The organism is Pseudomonas sp. IT-P12 (assembly GCF_949767465.1).
GTDB lineage: Bacteria > Pseudomonadota > Gammaproteobacteria > Pseudomonadales > Pseudomonadaceae > Aquipseudomonas.
In genome coordinates, this window is the sequence record NZ_CATKPY010000021.1 from 1097897 (window position 1) to 1116285 (window position 18389).

The 18389-nt window shown below is 61.2% G+C and carries 20 protein-coding genes, 1 tRNA gene and 1 pseudogene; 8 read left to right on the forward strand and 14 right to left on the reverse strand.

The features are described from left to right. Window positions 1-62 precede the first annotated feature (62 nt). The 4 genes and pseudogenes from ACM6IM_RS14055 (at window position 63) to ACM6IM_RS14070 (ending at window position 2128) form a co-directional block, all read left to right on the forward strand. Window positions 63-947: an alpha/beta fold hydrolase gene (locus ACM6IM_RS14055; protein ID WP_201196197.1), complete on the forward strand. Its 885-nt coding sequence runs from the start codon at window positions 63-65 to the stop codon at window positions 945-947. Window positions 948-1098: 151 nt separating this feature from the next. Then, a tRNA-Gly gene (locus ACM6IM_RS14060) sits at window positions 1099-1172 on the forward strand. Between the two features lie 337 nt (window positions 1173-1509). Next, window positions 1510-1688 (forward strand): annotated as a pseudogene (locus ACM6IM_RS14065) (type II toxin-antitoxin system HicA family toxin). A 32-nt stretch (window positions 1689-1720) separates the two neighbouring features. Continuing rightward, window positions 1721-2128 carry a type II toxin-antitoxin system HicB family antitoxin gene (locus ACM6IM_RS14070; RefSeq protein WP_414865429.1) on the forward strand — a complete coding sequence of 136 codons (408 nt, stop codon included), beginning with the start codon at window positions 1721-1723 and terminating at the stop codon, window positions 2126-2128. A gap of 306 nt (window positions 2129-2434) precedes the next feature. Here ACM6IM_RS14070 and tam read toward each other — a convergent pair whose 3' ends face one another. Next, window positions 2435-3205: a trans-aconitate 2-methyltransferase gene (tam, locus tag ACM6IM_RS14075; protein WP_414865430.1), complete on the reverse strand. Its 771-nt coding sequence runs from the start codon at window positions 3203-3205 to the stop codon at window positions 2435-2437. Window positions 3206-3354: 149 nt separating this feature from the next. Between tam and ACM6IM_RS14080 the strand changes: the two genes are divergently transcribed. Next, window positions 3355-3765 carry a low affinity iron permease family protein gene (locus tag ACM6IM_RS14080; RefSeq protein ID WP_414865431.1) on the forward strand — a complete coding sequence of 137 codons (411 nt, stop codon included), beginning with the start codon at window positions 3355-3357 and terminating at the stop codon, window positions 3763-3765. A gap of 61 nt (window positions 3766-3826) precedes the next feature. On the opposite strand, the gene ACM6IM_RS14085 is transcribed toward ACM6IM_RS14080, so the two are convergent. The 6 genes from ACM6IM_RS14085 to yiaY form a co-directional block, all read right to left on the reverse strand. After that, complete coding sequence (locus ACM6IM_RS14085) at window positions 3827-4330, reverse strand: DUF4142 domain-containing protein (RefSeq protein ID WP_414865432.1); 504 nt, start codon at window positions 4328-4330, stop codon at window positions 3827-3829. A 74-nt stretch (window positions 4331-4404) separates the two neighbouring features. Then, on the reverse strand, window positions 4405-4563 hold the full coding sequence (locus ACM6IM_RS14090) for a KGG domain-containing protein (protein WP_157712152.1): 159 nt from the start codon (window positions 4561-4563) through the stop codon (window positions 4405-4407). A gap of 117 nt (window positions 4564-4680) precedes the next feature. Beyond that, a complete protein-coding gene (locus ACM6IM_RS14095) occupies window positions 4681-6030 on the reverse strand; it encodes a diguanylate cyclase domain-containing protein (RefSeq protein ID WP_414865433.1) in 1350 nt (449 codons plus the stop codon). Window positions 6031-6033: 3 nt separating this feature from the next. Then, complete coding sequence (locus tag ACM6IM_RS14100) at window positions 6034-6672, reverse strand: LysE family translocator (RefSeq protein ID WP_414865434.1); 639 nt, start codon at window positions 6670-6672, stop codon at window positions 6034-6036. Window positions 6673-6738: 66 nt separating this feature from the next. Further along, the gene (gene fos / locus ACM6IM_RS14105; RefSeq protein WP_414865435.1) at window positions 6739-7155 is read right to left on the reverse strand and encodes a fosfomycin resistance glutathione transferase; all 417 of its coding nucleotides are present in this window, start codon (window positions 7153-7155) and stop codon (window positions 6739-6741) included. Between the two features lie 243 nt (window positions 7156-7398). Next, the gene (yiaY, locus tag ACM6IM_RS14110) at window positions 7399-8547 is read right to left on the reverse strand and encodes an L-threonine dehydrogenase (protein WP_192302369.1); all 1149 of its coding nucleotides are present in this window, start codon (window positions 8545-8547) and stop codon (window positions 7399-7401) included. Between the two features lie 156 nt (window positions 8548-8703). Between yiaY and ACM6IM_RS14115 the strand changes: the two genes are divergently transcribed. Further along, window positions 8704-9723 carry a DUF4917 family protein gene (locus tag ACM6IM_RS14115; RefSeq protein WP_414865436.1) on the forward strand — a complete coding sequence of 340 codons (1020 nt, stop codon included), beginning with the start codon at window positions 8704-8706 and terminating at the stop codon, window positions 9721-9723. A gap of 39 nt (window positions 9724-9762) precedes the next feature. Here the strand turns inward: ACM6IM_RS14115 and ACM6IM_RS14120 are convergent, their stop codons facing one another. From ACM6IM_RS14120 to ACM6IM_RS14130, 3 genes are all read right to left on the reverse strand, one after another. Continuing rightward, on the reverse strand, window positions 9763-10107 hold the full coding sequence (locus ACM6IM_RS14120) for a YegP family protein (RefSeq protein ID WP_201196290.1): 345 nt from the start codon (window positions 10105-10107) through the stop codon (window positions 9763-9765). Window positions 10108-10229: 122 nt separating this feature from the next. Further along, the gene (locus ACM6IM_RS14125; RefSeq protein WP_414865437.1) at window positions 10230-10535 is read right to left on the reverse strand and encodes a ribbon-helix-helix domain-containing protein; all 306 of its coding nucleotides are present in this window, start codon (window positions 10533-10535) and stop codon (window positions 10230-10232) included. Window positions 10536-10549: 14 nt separating this feature from the next. Continuing rightward, on the reverse strand, window positions 10550-11131 hold the full coding sequence (locus ACM6IM_RS14130; protein WP_192302373.1) for a DJ-1/PfpI family protein: 582 nt from the start codon (window positions 11129-11131) through the stop codon (window positions 10550-10552). A 286-nt stretch (window positions 11132-11417) separates the two neighbouring features. On the opposite strand from ACM6IM_RS14130, the gene ACM6IM_RS14135 reads away from it, so the two are divergent. Further along, window positions 11418-12323, forward strand: a complete 906-nt coding sequence (locus ACM6IM_RS14135; protein ID WP_414865500.1) for a DMT family transporter — start codon at window positions 11418-11420, stop codon at window positions 12321-12323. Between the two features lie 61 nt (window positions 12324-12384). Here ACM6IM_RS14135 and ACM6IM_RS14140 read toward each other — a convergent pair whose 3' ends face one another. The 4 genes from ACM6IM_RS14140 to ACM6IM_RS14155 form a co-directional block, all read right to left on the reverse strand. Continuing rightward, entirely contained in the window at window positions 12385-13599 is a 1215-nt protein-coding gene (locus ACM6IM_RS14140; protein ID WP_414865438.1) for a class I SAM-dependent methyltransferase, read from the reverse strand. A 114-nt stretch (window positions 13600-13713) separates the two neighbouring features. Next, window positions 13714-14331: a TPM domain-containing protein gene (locus tag ACM6IM_RS14145; protein ID WP_201196303.1), complete on the reverse strand. Its 618-nt coding sequence runs from the start codon at window positions 14329-14331 to the stop codon at window positions 13714-13716. 28 nt (window positions 14332-14359) lie between these two features. After that, window positions 14360-15112 (reverse strand): TPM domain-containing protein, encoded by a 753-nt coding sequence (locus ACM6IM_RS14150; RefSeq protein ID WP_192302376.1) that lies wholly within the window; start codon window positions 15110-15112, stop codon window positions 14360-14362. Window positions 15113-15146: 34 nt separating this feature from the next. Further along, the gene (locus ACM6IM_RS14155) at window positions 15147-15752 is read right to left on the reverse strand and encodes a LemA family protein (RefSeq protein ID WP_414865439.1); all 606 of its coding nucleotides are present in this window, start codon (window positions 15750-15752) and stop codon (window positions 15147-15149) included. A 251-nt stretch (window positions 15753-16003) separates the two neighbouring features. On the opposite strand from ACM6IM_RS14155, the gene bglX reads away from it, so the two are divergent. After that, complete coding sequence (gene bglX / locus ACM6IM_RS14160; RefSeq protein ID WP_192302378.1) at window positions 16004-18295, forward strand: beta-glucosidase BglX; 2292 nt, start codon at window positions 16004-16006, stop codon at window positions 18293-18295. The last annotated feature ends 94 nt before the right edge of the window (window positions 18296-18389 follow it).

Consider the following 18389-nt stretch of genomic DNA (forward strand, 5'->3'; position numbering starts at 1 on the left):
CCTGTCACAAAGCTCGTGCAATCTCATTTGCGCGCATACCCGCTTGCCAGGAGTCTTATGACATGAGGCCAGAAATCGCTGTGCTGGATATACAGGGTCAGTATCGGGTTTACACGGAGTTCTATCGCGCAGACGCCGCAGAAAAGACCATTATTCTGGTCAACGGCTCGATGGCCACGACTGCGTCGTTTGCACAAACCGTGAAAAACCTCCATCCGCAGTTCAACGTGGTGTGCTACGACCAGCCCTACGCGGGCAAGTCCAAGCCCCACAACCTGCATGAGAAAATGCTCACCAAGGAAATCGAAGGGCAGATCCTCCTGGAGCTGATCGACCACTTCGCCGCCGAACATGTGCTGTCGTTTTCCTGGGGTGGCGCCGCGACCCTGACCGCCTTGTCACAGCGGCCACGGCGCATCGAAAAAGCCGTGATCAGCTCGTTTTCCCCGGTGATCAACGCGCACATGCTCGACTACCTCGAGCGCGGCGTCGACTACCTGGGCAGCCGCGACGGCGACCGGGTCGGGCACCTGGTGAACGACACCATCGGCAAGCACCTGCCGTCGTTGTTCAAGCGCTTCAACTACCGCCACGTCAGCTCTCTGGCCGAGCACGAATACGGGCAGATGCACTTCCACATCAACGACGTGTTGCACAGCGATCGCCAGTGCTATCTGAACGCGGCGAAGAAAGTCAACGTGCCGGTGCTGTTCATGAACGGCGAATGGGACGAATACACCGCCGCCAGCGACGCCCGGTTATTCGCCAACCATGTGCAACACGCCACGTTCACCACTGTGGAAGCGACCGGCCACTTTCTCGACATGGAACACAAAGCCGCTTGCCGGGACAGCCGCAACGCACTGCTCGACTTCCTGAAGCCTGAGCCGCAAGCCAGCCGAACGCGTTACCACTTCGTCCAGGACCACCATGCATTGGCCATCTGAAACAGCGTCATCGCGAGCAGCCTTTGCCCTACAGCGTTAACGGAATCGCTGTAGGAGCGAGCTTGCTCGCGAATGACCGTCAGTTGAGGGAAATACAAAGAAAAAAACTTCAATTCCGGGCGCGCATCTGGTACAAAGTCACCCGCTCTGAGCGGGTATAGTTTAGTGGCAAAACGAAAGCTTCCCAAGCTTTAGTTGAGGGTTCGATTCCCTCTACCCGCTCCACAAAATTTTGCTCCCACGTCACTTTCGACGGGGGATGCAGGTAAGAAAAAACCGGCCTCGATGGCCGGTTTTTTTATGCCCGGGATTTGGTTTGAACACCGCTGGCCGCCAAACGCGTTGCTTTGGGCTCAAGCCAATCGCTGGCTTACCTCCAGTGCTTACCTGGCAAAATCCTGCAATACAGAACACGGCTGACAAGGCCCTGCGCCCCCCACCCCCTCCTAAACTCCATCACTACCACCGTACCTTCTCGCATTGAACCGTTCGGTGGTTATAGTGTTGACCATAGGAAATGAGTAGGTATAGTAACCACCGAATCACACCACACGGAGGTGATGTGAATAGCCGTTTTTTGATAAGCCAAATCGTTGCGGATGGCTGGTATCTGGTTCGAATCAGAGGCAGTCATCATCATTTCAAGCATCCGAGCAAGCCTGGGTTGGTGACAGTTCCCCATCCGAAAAATGACCTGCTTAAAAAACGGCCGTGAGTATTTTGCAACAGGCGCTGCTCTGACACATGCGTGGCGTCTCTGGAGGACGATCAACATGCTTTACCCGATTGCGATTTCGATGGGCGATGAAGAACACGCCTGGGGCGTTGAAGTGCCGGATATCCCGGGGTGCTTCTCTGCAGGTGACGACCTGGATGATGCAATGACCATGGCGCGCGAAGCCATTGAAGGGCATTTCGAGATTCTGGCCGAAGACGGTCTACCGATCCCGCCCGCGAACAAGGTTACGCTGCATGCTGCCAACCCGCAGTACGCTGGATGCATGTGGGCGGTGGTGGACATCGATGTCACCAGGTATCTGGGCAAAGCACAGAAACTGAACATTACGCTACCGGGCTACTTGCTCAACCGCATCGACGAATACGTCTTGAATCATCCCGAAGAGAAAAGCCGTTCAGGCTTTCTGGCTTCGGCGGCCCTCAAGGTGCTGCAACAGCGGTGATGTGCCGGGTTCAACCCTGCTCGAACCGGCGCCCTGCGGCCGGTTTTCATGAGCAGGATCCGGCCTGCCGTATAGACCTCGTAAACTTCCTCGCAAGCGCATAAACACGGCGTATCTCGGCGCCCCTTCCGCCAGCGGATCCCCTACTCTCCCCGCTCACCTTCCACACGGAGAGCAGCATGGAAAACTCGGAGTTGGGGCTCATGATCGTTTCAATGATTGGGTTGTTCGGCTTTGCGTCGTTTCTTTTCGAGTACCTGAGCAGCAACAAAAAGGACCGATGACGTGATCGGTCCGTTTCTGGCATCAGCGCGTCGCAACAATGAACAACCGTGGAAACGGCAGCAGCACCGAGCCATCCGGTAACACCGGATACGCCTGCTCGACGGCGGCAAGGTATTGCTCGAGGAACTGTGTTTTTTCCGTGTCATTGAGCGGCTGCAGAAACGGCCGCAAACCGCTGCCCTTGAACCACTCGACCACGCCTGAAACGCCTTGTGCCAGCGGGTGATGGTAAGTGGTCAGCCATACATCGACCCTCGAACAGTGCGGTTTGAGCATCGAGTAATAATCGCTGGCACTGGCGATGTCCGTGCGTTGTCCGGCGGCATCGGCCAGCTTGCCGGCCCACGGACCGGCGGCGGCTACTTCGTGCATCAGGCGATGGGACGGTTGGTTGAGGGTGTCGGGCATCTGGATCGCCAGGCTGCCGCCTTCGGTCAGGCGCGCGACCAGCGAGGGCAACAATGTGTCGTGATCGGGCAGCCATTGCAGCACCGCGTTGGCGAAGATCACGTCGAACGGTCCGCTGTCGTTCCAGCTGCCGATATCGACGGTGTCGAACTGCACCTGCGGCAGGCGCTGGCGGGCCGCCTCGATCATGTCCGCAGAACTGTCGACGCCACGCACCGTGGCGCCGCTGAAGCGCTCGACCAGCAACTGGGTCGAATTGCCGGGGCCGCACCCGATGTCGATAGCCGAACGCACGTCCCCCGGCGGGAGGGCCGCCAGCAAGTCACGCGCCGGGCGTGTGCGTTCATCTTCAAAGGCAACGTATTGTTTGGCAGACCAGGTCATCGGGTTCTCCTGTCGGTGCGAAATACCGGTTCGCTAACATACCTGTTCAAGCGCGCTTTGCCCGCTCCTCAAGGCTGCAAATGTAAGCAGAATTTTCATCCCGCCCGCGCTGTCTCACCTTCAGGCGCATCCCTATAAGGAACACGGCAATGAAATTCGCAAAGATCTCGCAGAAGCTCGCCCTGTGGGCCGGTAGCCCCAAGACCTTCATGGGGGCGTTGATTCTCATTGGGTTGTGGGGGTTGAGCGGGCCGATTTTTGATTACAACGACACGTGGCAGCTGATCATCAATACCTCCACCACGATCATTACCTTTCTGATGGTGTTCCTGATCCAGAATACGCAGAACCGCGACACGGACATCCTGCACCTGAAAATCGACGAGTTGCTGCGGGTTAACAAGGAAGCGCAGAACGCCATGCTGGGACTGGAACTGCTCGATCTCAAGCAACTGGAGGCGCTGCGCAAACACTACCGCAGCATGGGCGAAAACGAGGTGCACGCGCTGGCGGGCCTGGCGACCAGTAGCAAGAAAAAAATCGACCTGAACGACTGCTGAGCACAAAAAACGGCGCCTGATGTCAGTCAGACGCCGTGGGTGTTTCAGGTATCGAGTGGGATTACCGAGTGGCTTGCAACGCCTTGGCCATCTGCAGGTGGTTTTGCAGCTTGGGCAGGGTTTCTTCGGCGAAGGCCTTGATTTCCGGGATGTCGGTGGTCTGCGCCTGCTGTTGCAGTTGCTCGATGGCTTCCTGGGTGGTCTTGACCTGACTGGCGGCGTAGGCCTGGTCGAATGTCGCGCCTTCCTTCACTTCAGGCATCAGGGCTTTGGCCTTGTCGACCACTTCTTCCCGTGGGGCCACGGGCAGATCCAGTTGCTTGGCGATCTTGGCCAGGTGCTGGTTGGCGGTGGTGCGGTCGTTGATCACCACGATGGTGTAATCCTTGACCTCCCGGGACTCGGATTTCTGGTGCGCCAGGCGACTGGCTTCGATGTCCGCCATGCCTTTGGCCGAGGCATCGTTGATGAATTCGGCAGGGGACTGGGCAAAGGCATTGCAGGCAAACAGGCCCAGTAACGTGGCAAAACCGGCGTTGCGTAATGGGGTGGCCATCCAGCTCATGGTCGCGCCCTCCTTCAGTGAACATTCAAACGGGAGCTTTCGCTCCCGCCTCTCAATCAAAACTACTGTCACCACTACTTGGATTTCTGACCACCTTTGCGGCCCATGTCGGGTTTCGAAGGCTCTTTATCGACGGTCGTGGTGGTAGTTTTCCCACCTTTGCGACCCGCTTCAGACGCCTTGGTTCGATCGTTGGCGAAATTGCCCGAGTTCGAGTTTCTTGAGTTAGGCATGATTCTCTACCTCTTGGTGATGATCGCGGCGAGCAGGAGCCCGCCTTAGTTGAGAATTTTCATCACGGCAAAGGTTTAGAAAAATCACGGCATGAAGCGACGAACGGCGCGGCGCGCTCAGACCTTGTCACCGAGATGATGCTGCCGCTTGGCGCAGTACATGGCCTCGTCGGCATGACGGAACAACTGCTGTTCCTCGGTGCCGTGTTCGGGGAAATGAGCCACGCCAATGCTCGGCTGGATGTGCAGACTGTGGCCCTCCAGCCGCAAGGGTTGTGCAAGGACCACTCGGATCTTGGCGGCGACACTGTCGGCGTCTTCGGCCGCCCGGATGCTGTGCAGCAGCACCACGAATTCATCACCGCCGATGCGCGCCACGGTGTCGGTTTCGCGCACGCAGCCCTTGAGCCGATTGGCCACCGCTTGCAACAGCATGTCGCCGACCGCATGACCGTGGGTGTCGTTGACCTCCTTGAAGCGGTCCAGGTCGACGTACAGCAACGCCATGCGCCCGCTGTCCAGTCTGGCCAGGGTCAGCGAGGCCTTGAGCCGATCACGCAGCAGCTCGCGGTTCGGCAGCTGGGTCAGTTGATCGTATTGGGCCATGTGCTGCAGCCGTGCGTGCAATTGCTTGCGCTCGATCGCGGTCGCGACCTGGGCACAGACGAATTGCAGCATTTCCTTGTCCTGCTCGGTATAGCGCTGGCCGCCGGCCACGCTTTTAACGATCAACGCGCCGATGGTGCCTTTCTGCGAGTTCAAGGGCACGCCCAGCCAGCACGGCGCCTGCTGGCCTGCGACCAGTTGCTCGAACCCCGGCGGTGCATCCTCCTGACCCGGCGTCAGCAGGATCGGCTGGCCACTGCGGATCACTTCGGCGCACAGCCGCCCGGTGGCCGTTCCGGGCTGTTCGGGTTGTTGTTCGTGGTCGTCGACGTGATAAGGGAAGTTGATCCGGGCGCCGTGTTCGTCATACAGCGCGACGGAGAAATTCAGTGCCGGCAGCCATTCGCCAATGATCAGGTGGATGCGCTTGAACAACGCCAGCAGGTCTTCCGCTGCGTGGGCCGCTTCGGAAATCGCATACAACGCCGCCTGGCGGGACTCGGCCTGCTTGCGGTCGGTGATGTCGCGAGCCACGGCGATGCGCAACTGATCGACTTCCGACCAGCGCGCCGACCACAGGATGTGCACCACCCGGCCATCCTTGCGCAGGTAGCGGTTCTCGAAATTGAGCTTGGGCTCGCCGCCCATGATCTCTCGCGCGGCGTCGAGCGTGCGCTGCCGATCGGCGGGATGCACCATTTCGATCATCGGCTGACCGATGAGCTCGTCCGGCGCATAACCGAAAATACGCTCGCAGGCCGCGCTGACAAACACAAAGCGGCCCTGCTTATCCACCGCACAAACGGCGTCCAGCAGCAGATCGATGTAACTCGCCAGCGGCGCGGAGTTCCTGGTGGTCATGCCTCAAGCCTTGTTCGGCATCAGCCCCGGCAGGGCATGCACCAGGGCGTTGATGGCGAAGCCGATGAACATCACCCCGCACAACCGGGTGATCAGTAGCTCATGCCGTTGATAAAGGCTGCGGACCTGCTGCGCACCGACAATGCCAACAAGGATCGCGTAGGCTGCCAGACCACCGACGAAGCTCAGGACGATCAGCCATGGCAGCATCGCCCAGTGCAGCAGTTCTGCCCGGCTGGACAGCAGCGCGGTGAAGGTCGCCACCGCCACCGGATACGCCTTGGGGTTGGTCAGGCCGAACAGCACGCCATGCCAGAACGGTTGCCGTGCCGGGCCCTGGGGTTGCTCGGCGCTGCTGCGTCTGGCCCGCACGGCGCGCAGCCCGAGCCAGAACAGGTACAAGCCACTGAGCACGCCCAGCACGTCAAACGCGGTACTGCCGATTTCCCGTGCACCGACAATCGCGATCAGCGCCGTGCTGCACCAGACCACGTCGCCAAGCAAATGCCCGCACAAAAAGCCGGCCCCGGCCCGTCGCCCGCGCGCCGCGCCAATGCCGAACACCGCCAGCACACCCGGCCCAGGCGTGATGCCATAGATGAAGCCCGAGGCGAGAACGGCCATCAACAGCGAGGGGGTCATCGGGAAAATCCTTTCGAACGGACGGGTGAGTGGGCGCAAGTCTATATCAGCTCTCGGGAAATCGACTCACTGCTCGTCGAAGAACTTCATTCCCGCATACGGCTGCTGCCGGCAGGCCGCCAGGCGCGACGCCAGATCCCCGACATGCACTTCGAGCTTGTGGCCATCCGGGTCGAGGAAATAGAACGAGTCGCCTTCGCTGCGGTTGTCGCGCCACGCCGGGACATTGGCGGCACGAAGGCCGGCGACGAGCGACGGGAAGTCCGAGGCGTCGCAGGTAAAGGCGTAATGGGTGTAATCGGCGGCGGGCGCGGCGTTGCGCAGCGGATCCCGGGAAAGACACAGCCACAGGCCGGGCAGCGATAAATAGGCGCCGTCGTCCCACGTGGCGTGGAGCTGGAGTTGCAGCAGGTCGCGGTAGAACGCCACGCTGCGAGCCAGGTCGGTGACTGCGAGGGTCAGATGATTGAGGCCGGTGAGCAAGCTGGGGCACCTCGGGTTTTGGGCGATATCGGCGGCTCGATCCTAATGGGGTTGGATCAATCGCGCGAGTGCTGTTCCCGAATCCCCGTGTGGGAGCGGGCTTGCTCGCGAAGACGGTGGGTCAGGCAAATGTGCATCGACTGACACGGCGCCTTCGCGAGCAAGCCCGCTCCCATAGGGTGCCCTTTCACCCAAAACGCTGCCGACCCCGATCCATCCATGGGTGTTCGGGGCTGGCTCGGGTCAGAACGCGCTGAGGAAAATCTCCTCGATCTGGCGTTGATCCGCCGCACGCGGGTTGGTCAGGCCACAGGCGTCTTTCAAGGCGTTGCTGGCCAGGGTCGGGATGTCATTGAGGCGAGCGCCGAGTGCTCGCAGGCCGGCAGGAATCTCGACGTCCCTGGCCAGGCTGCGGATCGCCGACAGGGCGGCCTGGGCCCCCTCTTCCGGGCTGAAGCCGCGGATGTCGGCGCTCATGGCATGGGCGACATCGGTCAGACGATCGGCGCAGACCATCGCGTTGAAGCTTTGCACATGGGGCAGCAGCACGGCGTTGCACACGCCATGTGGCAGGTCGTAGAAACCGCCCAATTGGTGAGCCATGGCGTGCACGTAACCCAACGACGCGTTGTTGAACGCCATGCCGGCCAGAAATTGCGCGTACGCCATGTTCTCCCGGGCTTCGATATCGCTGCCGTCACGCACGGCCAGGCGCAGGTTGTTGCTGATCAGGGTGATCGCTTTCAACGCGCAGGCGTCGGTGATCGGGTTGGCTGCGGTGGACACATAGGCTTCGATGGCATGGGTCAGCGCGTCCATGCCGGTGGCGGCGGTCAGGCTCCTGGGCATGGCCACCATCAGCGCCGGGTCGTTGACCGACAGCAGCGGCGTGACATTGCGGTCGACGATGGCCATTTTCACGTGGCGCGTTTCGTCGGTGATGATGCAGAAACGGGTCATCTCGCTGGCGGTACCGGCGGTGGTGTTGATGGCGATCAGCGGCAGTTGTGGCTTGCTCGACTGATCGACGCCTTCGTAATCGCGGATCTGCCCGCCGTTGGTCGCGCACAAGGCAATGCCTTTGGCGCAGTCATGGGGCGAACCGCCGCCCAACGACACCACGAAATCACAGTGGCTTTCCTTGAGCAGGCCCAGGCCGCTCTCGACGTTGGCAATGCTGGGGTTGGGCTTGGCGCCGTCGAAAATCACCGAGTCGATGTCGCGCATCCGCAGTTTTTCGGCAATCATCGCCGCCACCCCGGCCTTGGCCAGCCCCACGTCGGTGACGATCAGCGCCTTGCGAAAGCCGTAGTTGCGGATAGCGTCCATTGCTTCGTCAAGGCAACCGTTGCCCATGATATTCACGGCGGGGATAAAAAAGGTGCTGCTCATGCGCGAGTCTCCAGGTCTGGGCCGTATCGCCTGTTCGATCCGGCGGCCACCGACAGCATCGACCCATCGGCCAATGATTGACTTGATCTGGCTCAAGGACGGGTCGTGATAAAGTCGCCACCCATCTGACCTTTGGCTTTTTGAGACGACCCCGCAATGACCGATTTCCAGGATGTCGATGCCCAGCTTGAAGACTGGAACGCGCTGCGCGCCAGCGCCTCGTTCAGCGGCTTGCTGCTGGGTAACGGCGCCAGTCGCGCGGTGTGGGACGACTTCGGCTATGACTCGCTGTTCGAAAACGCCCGCACCGTCGAAGAAAAGCCGCTGAGCCCCTCCGAACTGAGTGTGTTCGATGCCTTGCAGACTCGCAGTTTCGAGCAGGTGCTGGGCGCGCTGAAAACCACCAGCCGGGTGAACAAGGCCCTGGCCGTCAGTTCCGCCGCACCGCGCAATCGCTACTACGCGATCAAGGAAGCACTGATCAACAGTGTGCACGCCGTGCACATTCCCTGGCGACTGGTGCAGCCCGCAACACTGGCGACCATCAATCAGGAGCTGGGACGCTACCGGACGGTGTTCAGCAGCAACTACGATCTGCTCACCCATTGGGCGCTCCAGCATCAGCCCGGCACCCTCGACGATCTGTTCCAGGGCGCCGAGCCGGGCTTTGACCTGAGCGCCACGGCTACCGATAAAACCCGCGTGCTGTACCTGCACGGCGGCCTGCACTTGGTGCGCAACCAGGACGGCACGGCGCGCAAACTGACCTCCACCGAGGCGACGTTGCTCGGCAGCTTTGCGATCAACAACACGATCAAGACGCTGGACGATGTGCCGCTGTTCATCAACGAAGGGTCGAGCGCCGACAAGCTCAAGACCATTCGCAGTTCGGATTACCTGTCGTTCTGCTATGAGCAGTTACTGGCGCATGGCGAAGGGTTGTGCCTCTTCGGGCATGCGCTGGGTGAGCAGGACAGCCACCTCATTCACGCGTTGCGCCAGGCAAAACCGGCACGGGTGGCGATCTCGATCTACCCGCGCAGCAAGGCGTTTATCCAGCACCAGAAGCGGCACTATACGAAGGTGTTCGAGGGGACCGGATCAGAACTGCGCTTCTTCGATTCAAAGACCCATGCGCTGGGCGATCCGAAGCTGGCGGTTCCTGTCGAGGTTTAAGTCGACGGGTGGGAGCGAGCAGGCTCGCTCCCAGGGTCTTTACAGCACCGGCAAGGTCTTGTCCTTGATCACCGTGGTCGGGCCATTGGCCTTGACACTGGCGATGCCTTTGTCCCGCGCCGCCTCGGAAGAATAGGCTTCGCTGCTGCCAATGATTTCGTGGTTGGCCGCCTTGAGGTTGAAGTACGGATGACCGTCCTTGGTGGTCTTTTTCTCGTAGCGCTCATCCAGCGGGCTGTTCTTCTGCACCGCGGCAATGCCGTTTTCCGCGGCGCTGCGGGTGGTGTAGTGCTCGCTGTTCAGAATGGTTTCGGCGTTTGCCGCCTTCAGCACGAAGCGAAACTGGCCAATGCTGGTTTTGCTCAACTCATACCATCCGGACATGGTGCTGCTCCTGTGGATTGATCCAGTGAACGTTGCCTGACAGTAAAGACCGTCCGCGCGGTTTCGCCACGCCTGCCTCATGGGAAGGTGCTTCGATCGTTCCGGGGCTGAGTCGGCCCAGGTTACTTCGCCACCGCCCGCACCACCGACAACTCCGGCGCCTGCACCCGGCGCTGCGACAGATATCGCATGCAACTGACCCGCAGGAACGAGGCGAAATTCACCACTTCGCCGCGATAGTCCATCACCTCTTCATACAGCTTGGCGATCAGCTGGTTGGTGGTCATGCCGTCGACCTCGGCAATTTCGCTGAGGATGTCCCAGAATTGATTCTCCAGCCGCAACGTGGTCACCACGCCGCAGATGCGCAGCGAGCGGGAGCGCGACTCATAGAGAATCGGATCGGCCTTGACGTAGAGCTCGCACATGCAAAAGTCCCTCGCTACAGCGTGATTCGGGTGCCCAGCAGGCCAAGGAAGCCGGCGAGCCAGCTCGGATGCGCCGGCCACGCCGGGGCAGTGGCCAGATTGCCTTGAACGTGACCTTCCGTCACCGGGATATCGACGAACTTGCCACCCGCCAGGCGCACTTCCGGCGCACAGGCCGGGTACGCGCTGCATTCGCGACCTTCAAGAATGCCTGCCGCGGCGAGCAGTTGCGCACCATGGCACACCGCCGCGATCGGCTTGCCGGCCTTGTCGAAAGCCCGCACCAGCGCCAGGACGTTCTCGTTCAGCCGCAGGTATTCTGGCGCCCGACCGCCGGGTATCAGCAACGCATCGTAGTCGGCCTCCGCGACCTGGGCGAAATCGAAGTTCAACGCAAACAGGTGGCCCGGTTTTTCGCTGTAGGTCTGGTCGCCTTCAAAGTCGTGGATCGCCGTACGCACCGTCTGGCCGGCGGACTTGTCCGGGCAGACGGCGTGCACCGTGTGACCGACCATCAACAGGGCCTGGAAGGGCACCATCACTTCATAGTCTTCGACGTAATCACCGACCAGCATCAGGATTTTCTTGGCAGCCATGGGGAGGACTCCTCTGGGAAATGCTTGGGAGTATTCAAGGTAGTCCCAATACGGGGAGGTGGGTAATAACCAGCTACTACCTCGGGACCGCGTTATCGTTCATCGCGAGCAGGCTCGCTCCCACACTGGACTTGCGTACGACACCTAACCCTTGTGGGAGCGAGCCCTGCTCGCGATGGGGCCCTCAAACTGTACGGATAACTCTGCACCTAGCTGTAACAGCGAAAAGCCGCGGGTTTATGGCTAGATGAACACTGTCCCCGTCACCCTGATTCTGGTTGCCATCATGTCCTCGCGCGAAAACACCGGCATGGCCCTCGGCCTGCTGGGCGTTGTGATTTTCAGCCTCACCCTGCCCTTTACCCGGGTTGTCGTGCAGGAACTGCACCCGCTGTTGAACGGCCTCGGTCGCGCCCTGTTCGCGGCGGTTCCGGCCGCGCTCCTGTTGCTCTGGCGCCGGGAAAAGTGGCCGACCTGGAAACAGTTCAAAGGCCTGACCCTGGTCATCGCCGGGGTGATCCTCGGTTTCCCGGTGCTCTCGGCCTGGGCCATGCAAACCTTGCCGGCGTCCCACGGCGCACTGGTCAACGGCCTGCAACCACTGTGTGTGGCGCTATACGCCGCCTGGCTGTCCCACGAACGACCGTCGAAAGCCTTTTGGGCCTGCGCCGCGCTGGGCAGTGCACTGGTACTCGGTTACGCGCTGATCAGCGGTGCCGGCAGCATTCAGGCGGGCGATCTGCTGATGCTCGGCGCAATTGGCCTGGGGGGCCTGGGCTATGCCGAAGGTGGTCGGCTGGCCCGGGAAATGGGCGGCTGGCAGGTGATCTGCTGGGCACTGGTGCTGTCGACGCCGCTATTGATCGGGCCGGTGCTGTACCTGGCGCTGCAACACCAGGGCGAAGTCTCGGCCAGGACGTGGTGGGCGTTCGGCTACGTCGCGCTGTTCTCGCAGTTCATCGGCTTCTTTGCCTGGTACGCCGGGCTGGCGATGGGCGGGATTGCCCGGGTCAGCCAGATCCAGCTGCTGCAGATCTTCTTCACCATCGCGTTTTCAGCGCTGTTTTTTGGCGAGCATGTCGAGCCGATCACCTGGCTGTTTGCGGTCGGGGTCATCGTCACCGTGATGCTCGGTCGCAAGACCGCAGTGAAACCTCATGGGGGAGCGAGCCTGCTCGCGAAGTCGGACTGACCGTCAACGACAATGTTGGCTGGGGCGGCCCTTTCGCCAGCAGGCTCGCTCCGACAGAGGACTAGAGAAAACCGTCGGCGCGCAGCAGGGTTTCCAGGCAATGCTCGGTGATGCGGTAGAAATCCTTCAGTTCCTGGATTTTCACCAGCAACTGGGCCGGGTCCACCGGCTCGGCGCGCTTGACCGCCAGGATCATCTTGTTCTTGTTGGTGTGTTCCAGTGAGATGAACTCGAACACCTTGGTCTCGTAACCGCAAGCTTCCAGGAACAGCGCACGCAAGCTGTCGGTGACCATTTCCGCCTGCTGGCCGAGGTGCAAGCCGTATTGCAGCATCGGCTTGAGCAGCACCGGGCTCTGGATTTGCAGGCGGATCTGCTTGTGGCAGCACGGCGAGCACATGATGATCGACGCGCCGGACCGAATGCCCGTGTGGATCGCGTAGTCGGTGGCAATGTCGCAGGCATGCAGGGCGATCATCACCTCCAGCTCGCTCGGCGCGACGCTGCGCACGTCACCGCACTTGAACACCAGCCCCGGATGATCGAGCTTGGCGGCCGCGGCATTGCACAGGGTGACCATGTCTTCGCGCAGCTCGACACCGGTCACCTCAGCCTGGGTGTTCAAGGTGTTGCGCAGGTAGTCGTGGATCGCGAACGTCAGGTACCCCTTGCCCGAACCGAAGTCTGCCACCCGCACCGGCTGGTCCAGCGCCAGCGGCGAGGACGTCAGCGCATGGCTGAAGACCTCGATGAACTTGTTGATCTGCTTCCACTTGCGCGACATCGCCGGGATCAGCTCATGCTGGCTGTTCGTCACCCCGAGGTCGGCGAGAAACGGCCGGCCGAGGTCGAGAAACCGGTTTTTTTCGCGGTTGTGCCCGGTGGAGGGCACTTCACGCAATTGCTGGGGTTTGCTCTTGAACAGTGAAGACTTGCCCTTTTTGCTGTATTCGAGCTGGGCTTCGTCGGTCAGCGACAACAAATGCGCATTTTTGAACGAGGTCGGCAACAGCGCGGCAATGCTCGCCACGCCTTCGGCCAGCGGCAGGTTCTTGGTGATGTCACGGGTCTTGTAGCGGTAGACGAAAGACAGGCACGGCTGGTCCTTCACCGTCAGTTGCTTGATGATCAGCCGCTGCAGGTCCGCTTCGCCGCCAACGTACTTGGCCAACACCAGTTTGATGAAGGCGTTGGCGTCGAGGCTTCCTTGCAGCAGGTCGATGAACTGGGCGTGGTGGTCCGGCGCGAGGCTGGCGGGTGTGGCGGTGACGGACATGGAGAAAACGGCCTCGGGCGGAGCGAATCGGGAATGGCGGGCATTTTAGGGGGGATGGCGGCTCAGGACACGCAGTTATTTACGAACGGCGCGTTCCCACAGGGGAATCCGGATTCAGCCCAGGACCACCAGGCGATTGGGCAGCTCGTTGCGCACGTGGGTGACCGGCACATGCACCTTGAGCAACTCACCGCAGGCCTCGACGCAGGTGACGAAGCCCTGCAACGTCTGGCCCTGCTTCACCTGCCGGGTGAAGGCTGCAACGATGGACGCCCAGTGCTGGTTATCCAGCCGGCTGGAAATGCCCTCATCCACCAGGATTTCCACATAACGCTCGGCTTCGCAGACGAAAATCAGCATGCCGGTGCTGCCCACAGTGTGGTGAAGGTTCTGCGCCAGGAACTGCCGACGCGCCAGGTTCGAGGCACGCCAGTGACGCACGGAACGCGGGACCAGGTGCGTGGTGACCTTCGGTAGTCGAAACAGCAGGCACAGCACGATGAAGGTGATCCACTGCACCAGCAGCAGGCTGTTCATGGTCAGCCATCCCGTCAGGTAATGCACGACACCCGGCACCACCAGCGCCAGCAGGCTGGCCCACAGCAACGGGATGTACGCATAATCGTCGGCACGGGCCGCGAGTACCGTCACCAGTTCGGCGTCGGTGTCACGCTCGACCCGGGCAATCGCCTCGGCGACTTTGCGCTGTTCGTGTTCGGTCAGTAATGCCATGTCTGAAAGTGCCCATCGATTATTGTGATCACCAGCCGCCCGACGACCCGCCGCCCCCGAAACTGCCCCCGCCGCCGCTGAAGCCCCCGCCGCCCCCGCCGCCACCAAAACCACCACCGCCAAAGCCACCACCGGAACCGCCTGAACCTCCCCGGCCGGCCGGCAGGATGCCGAGCATCTGCAGGACGAAAATCGTCAGGATGAACAGCATCACCAGAAACACGAAAATCCCCGGATGCCGGGACACGAAGTCGCCCTGGTCACCGTTCGACTCATAAAGGGTCGACGGCTCGTCCAGCGGGTTGCCGCCCAACACCACCAGCATCGCCGCGACCCCGTCGCTGATGCCCTTGCTGAAGTTGCCGGCTTTGAACGCCGGGGTGATCACCTGGTTGATGATCACCGAACTCTGCGCATCGGTCAGGCGCTCTTCCAGGCCGTAGCCGACTTCAATCCGCAGCTTGCGCTCATCGCGCGCGACGATCAGCAGCGCGCCGTTGTTCCTGTCCTTCTGGCCGATGCCCCAATGGCGGCCGAGCTGATAGCCGAAATCGGCGATCTCGGCGCCCTGCAGGTCCGGCAACGTCACCACCACCAATTGCTCGCCGGTGGCGCTTTCATGGGCGGCGAGCTGTTGCGTCAGTTGCTCGCGCACCGCCGGTTCGATCATCCGGGCGTTGTCCACCACCCGCCCGGTCAGTTCGGGAAACTTCAGCTCAGCCTGGGCCGTCAGGGCAAACACCCACAGCAACAGCACCAGGCCCACTTTCAACACGCGCATTGGCAACCTCGTCCGTGGTGACGCTTCAGGCCGGTCAGAACTTCACTTCAGGCGCTTTTTCGGCGCCAGGGCTGGTGGCCTCGAAGGTTTCACGGATCGGCAGGTTGCTGTACATCACGGTGTGCCACAAGCGCCCCGGGAAGGTACGGATTTCGGTGTTGTAGTTCTGCACCGCCAGAATGAAGTCGCGACGGGCCACGGCGATGCGATTCTCGGTGCCTTCGAGCTGCGATTGCAACGCCAGGAAATTCTGGTTGGCCTTGAGGTCCGGATAACGCTCGGACACCACCATCAAGCGGCTCAGGGCGCCGGTCAACTGGTCCTGCGCCTGCTGGAACTGCTTGAGTCGTTCGGGGTTGTCCAGGGTGCTGGCATCCACCTGGATGGACGTCGCCTTCGCCCGCGCCTCGATCACGGCGGTCAGGGTTTCTTCCTCGTGCCTGGCGTAACCCTTGACGGTCTCCACCAGGTTGGGGATCAGGTCGGCACGACGCTGGTACTGGTTCTGCACCTGGCCCCAGGCGGCCTTGGCCTGTTCGTCCAGGGTCGGAATGTTGTTGATGCCGCAACCGGCCAGCAAGGTGCCCAGCAGCAGGACGGTGACCTGCAGGCCCGATCGGGTGTGGTGTCGTGCATTCATTTGATTTTGCTCCCTTGCCTCATCCATTGAACCGTCGACCTTCAAGCCGCAACCAGCGACCGTCCGATCCACTCTTCGGGCATAATCTGCCACCGCACTGGATTGCATCCAGCCGATGGGCTAAAAGATGCACCAGCACAAAAAAACCCTGCAGAAGTTTGCTGCATTTACCTGAACAACAATAGTCGCTCCCTAACTTTTGGCTGATCGGCGTGTATCGACTGCCGTTTAGGCCCTTGAGAAAACTATTCATGAAGAAGCTGTGTTTGCTGGGACTGCTCGTCAGCCTGGCCAGTCATAACGTATTGGCCGCCACGACACCCCCGCCGCTGGAGAACAAGGACGCCTTCATCAGCAACCTGATGAAGCAGATGACCCTCGATGAAAAAATCGGCCAGTTGCGCCTGATCAGCATCGGCCCGGAAATGCCCCGGGAGATGATCCGCAAGGAGATCGCCGACGGCAACATCGGTGGCACGTTCAACTCGATCACCCGCCCGGAAAACCGTCCGATGCAGGACGCCGCGATGCGTAGCCGGCTGAAGATCCCGATGTTCTTCGCCTACGACGTGATCCACGGCCACCGCACCATTTTCCCGATTCCGCTGGCGCTTGCCTCGAGCTGGGACATGGACGCCATTGGCCGCTCCGGGCGCGTTGCCGCCAAGGAAGCTGCCGCCGACAGCCTCGACATCACCTTCGCGCCGATGGTCGACATCTCCCGCGACCCGCGCTGGGGCCGTACCTCCGAAGGCTTTGGCGAGGACACCTACCTGGTGTCGCGCATTGCCGCAGTGATGGTCAAGGCGTTCCAGGGGGCCGGCGCCAACGCAGCCGACAGCATCATGGCCAGCGTCAAGCACTTCGCCCTGTACGGCGCGGTCGAGGGCGGCCGCGACTACAACGTGGTCGACATGAGCCCGGTCAAGATGTACCAGGACTACCTGCCACCGTACCGCGCGGCCATCGACGCCGGTGCGGGTGGGGTGATGGTGGCGTTGAACTCGATCAACGGCGTGCCGGCCACGTCCAACACCTGGTTGATGAACGACCTGCTGCGCAAGGAATGGGGCTTCAAGGGCCTGGCGGTCAGTGACCACGGGGCGATTTTCGAGCTGATCAAGCACGGCGTCGCGCGCGACGGTCGCGAGGCCGCGAAGCTGGCCATCAAGGCCGGCATCCACATGAGCATGAACGACACCCTGTACGGCAAGGAACTGCCGGGGCTGCTCAAGTCCGGCGAGATCCAGCAGAGCGACATCGACAACGCCGTGCGCGCGGTGCTCGACGCCAAGTACGACATGGGCCTGTTCAAGGACCCGTACCTGCGCATCGGCAAGGCCGAGGACGATCCGGTCGACACCTACGCCGACAGCCGCCTGCACCGCGCGGATGCCCGTGACGTGGCCCGTCGCAGCCTGGTGCTGTTGAAAAACAGCAACGAAACCCTGCCGCTGAAGAAAACCGCGAAGATTGCCCTGGTCGGTCCGCTGGCCAAGGCGCCGATCGACATGATGGGCAGCTGGGCCGCCGCCGGTCGTCCCGCGCAGTCGGTGACCCTGTTCGACGGCATGAGCCATGTGATCGGCGACCCATCGACGCTGATCTACGCCCGTGGCGCCAACATCACCAGCGACAAGAAAGTCCTCGACTACCTGAACTTCCTCAACTTCGATGCCCCGGAAGTGGTGGACGATCCGCGCCCGGCCAACGTGTTGATCGACGAAGCGGTCAAAGCGGCCAAGGACGCTGACGTGGTCGTTGCCGCCGTGGGCGAGTCCCGTGGCATGTCCCACGAATCGTCGAGCCGTACCGAACTGAACATCCCGGAAAACCAGCGTGAACTGATCCGCGCCCTGAAAGCCACGGGCAAGCCGCTGGTGCTGGTGCTGATGAATGGTCGTCCGTTGGCGCTGCTCGACGAAAACCAACAGGCTGACGCGATCCTGGAGACCTGGTTCAGCGGCACCGAGGGCGGCAACGCCATCGCCGACGTGCTGTTCGGCGACTACAACCCGTCGGGCAAACTGCCGATCACCTTCCCACGCTCGGTGGGGCAGATTCCCACCTACTACAACCACCTGAGCATTGGCCGGCCGTTCACACCGGGCAAACCGGGCAACTACACCTCGCAGTACTTCGACGACACCACCGGCCCCCTCTTCCCGTTCGGCTACGGCCTGAGCTACACAGGTTTCAGCCTGAGCGACATGGCCCTGTCATCGACCACGCTGAACAAGACCGGCAAGCTCGACGCCAGCGTCACGGTGAAAAACACCGGCAAGCGTGACGGCGAAACCGTGGTGCAGCTGTACATCCAGGACGTGACCGGCTCGATGATCCGTCCGGTCAAGGAACTGAAGAACTTCCAGAAAATCATGCTCAAGGCCGGTGAAGAGAAAGTCGTGCACTTCACCATCACCGAGGACGACCTGAAGTTCTACAACACCCAGCTCAAGTACGCAGCGGAGCCGGGCAAGTTCAACGTGCAGATCGGCCTGGATTCACAGGATGTGACGCAGCAGAGTTTTGAGTTGCTGTAGGCCGAAAACGACACCATAACGGTGGAATCTGTGGGAGCGAGCCTGCTCGCGATAGCGGACATTCAGTCGACATCATCGTTGACTGATACGCCGC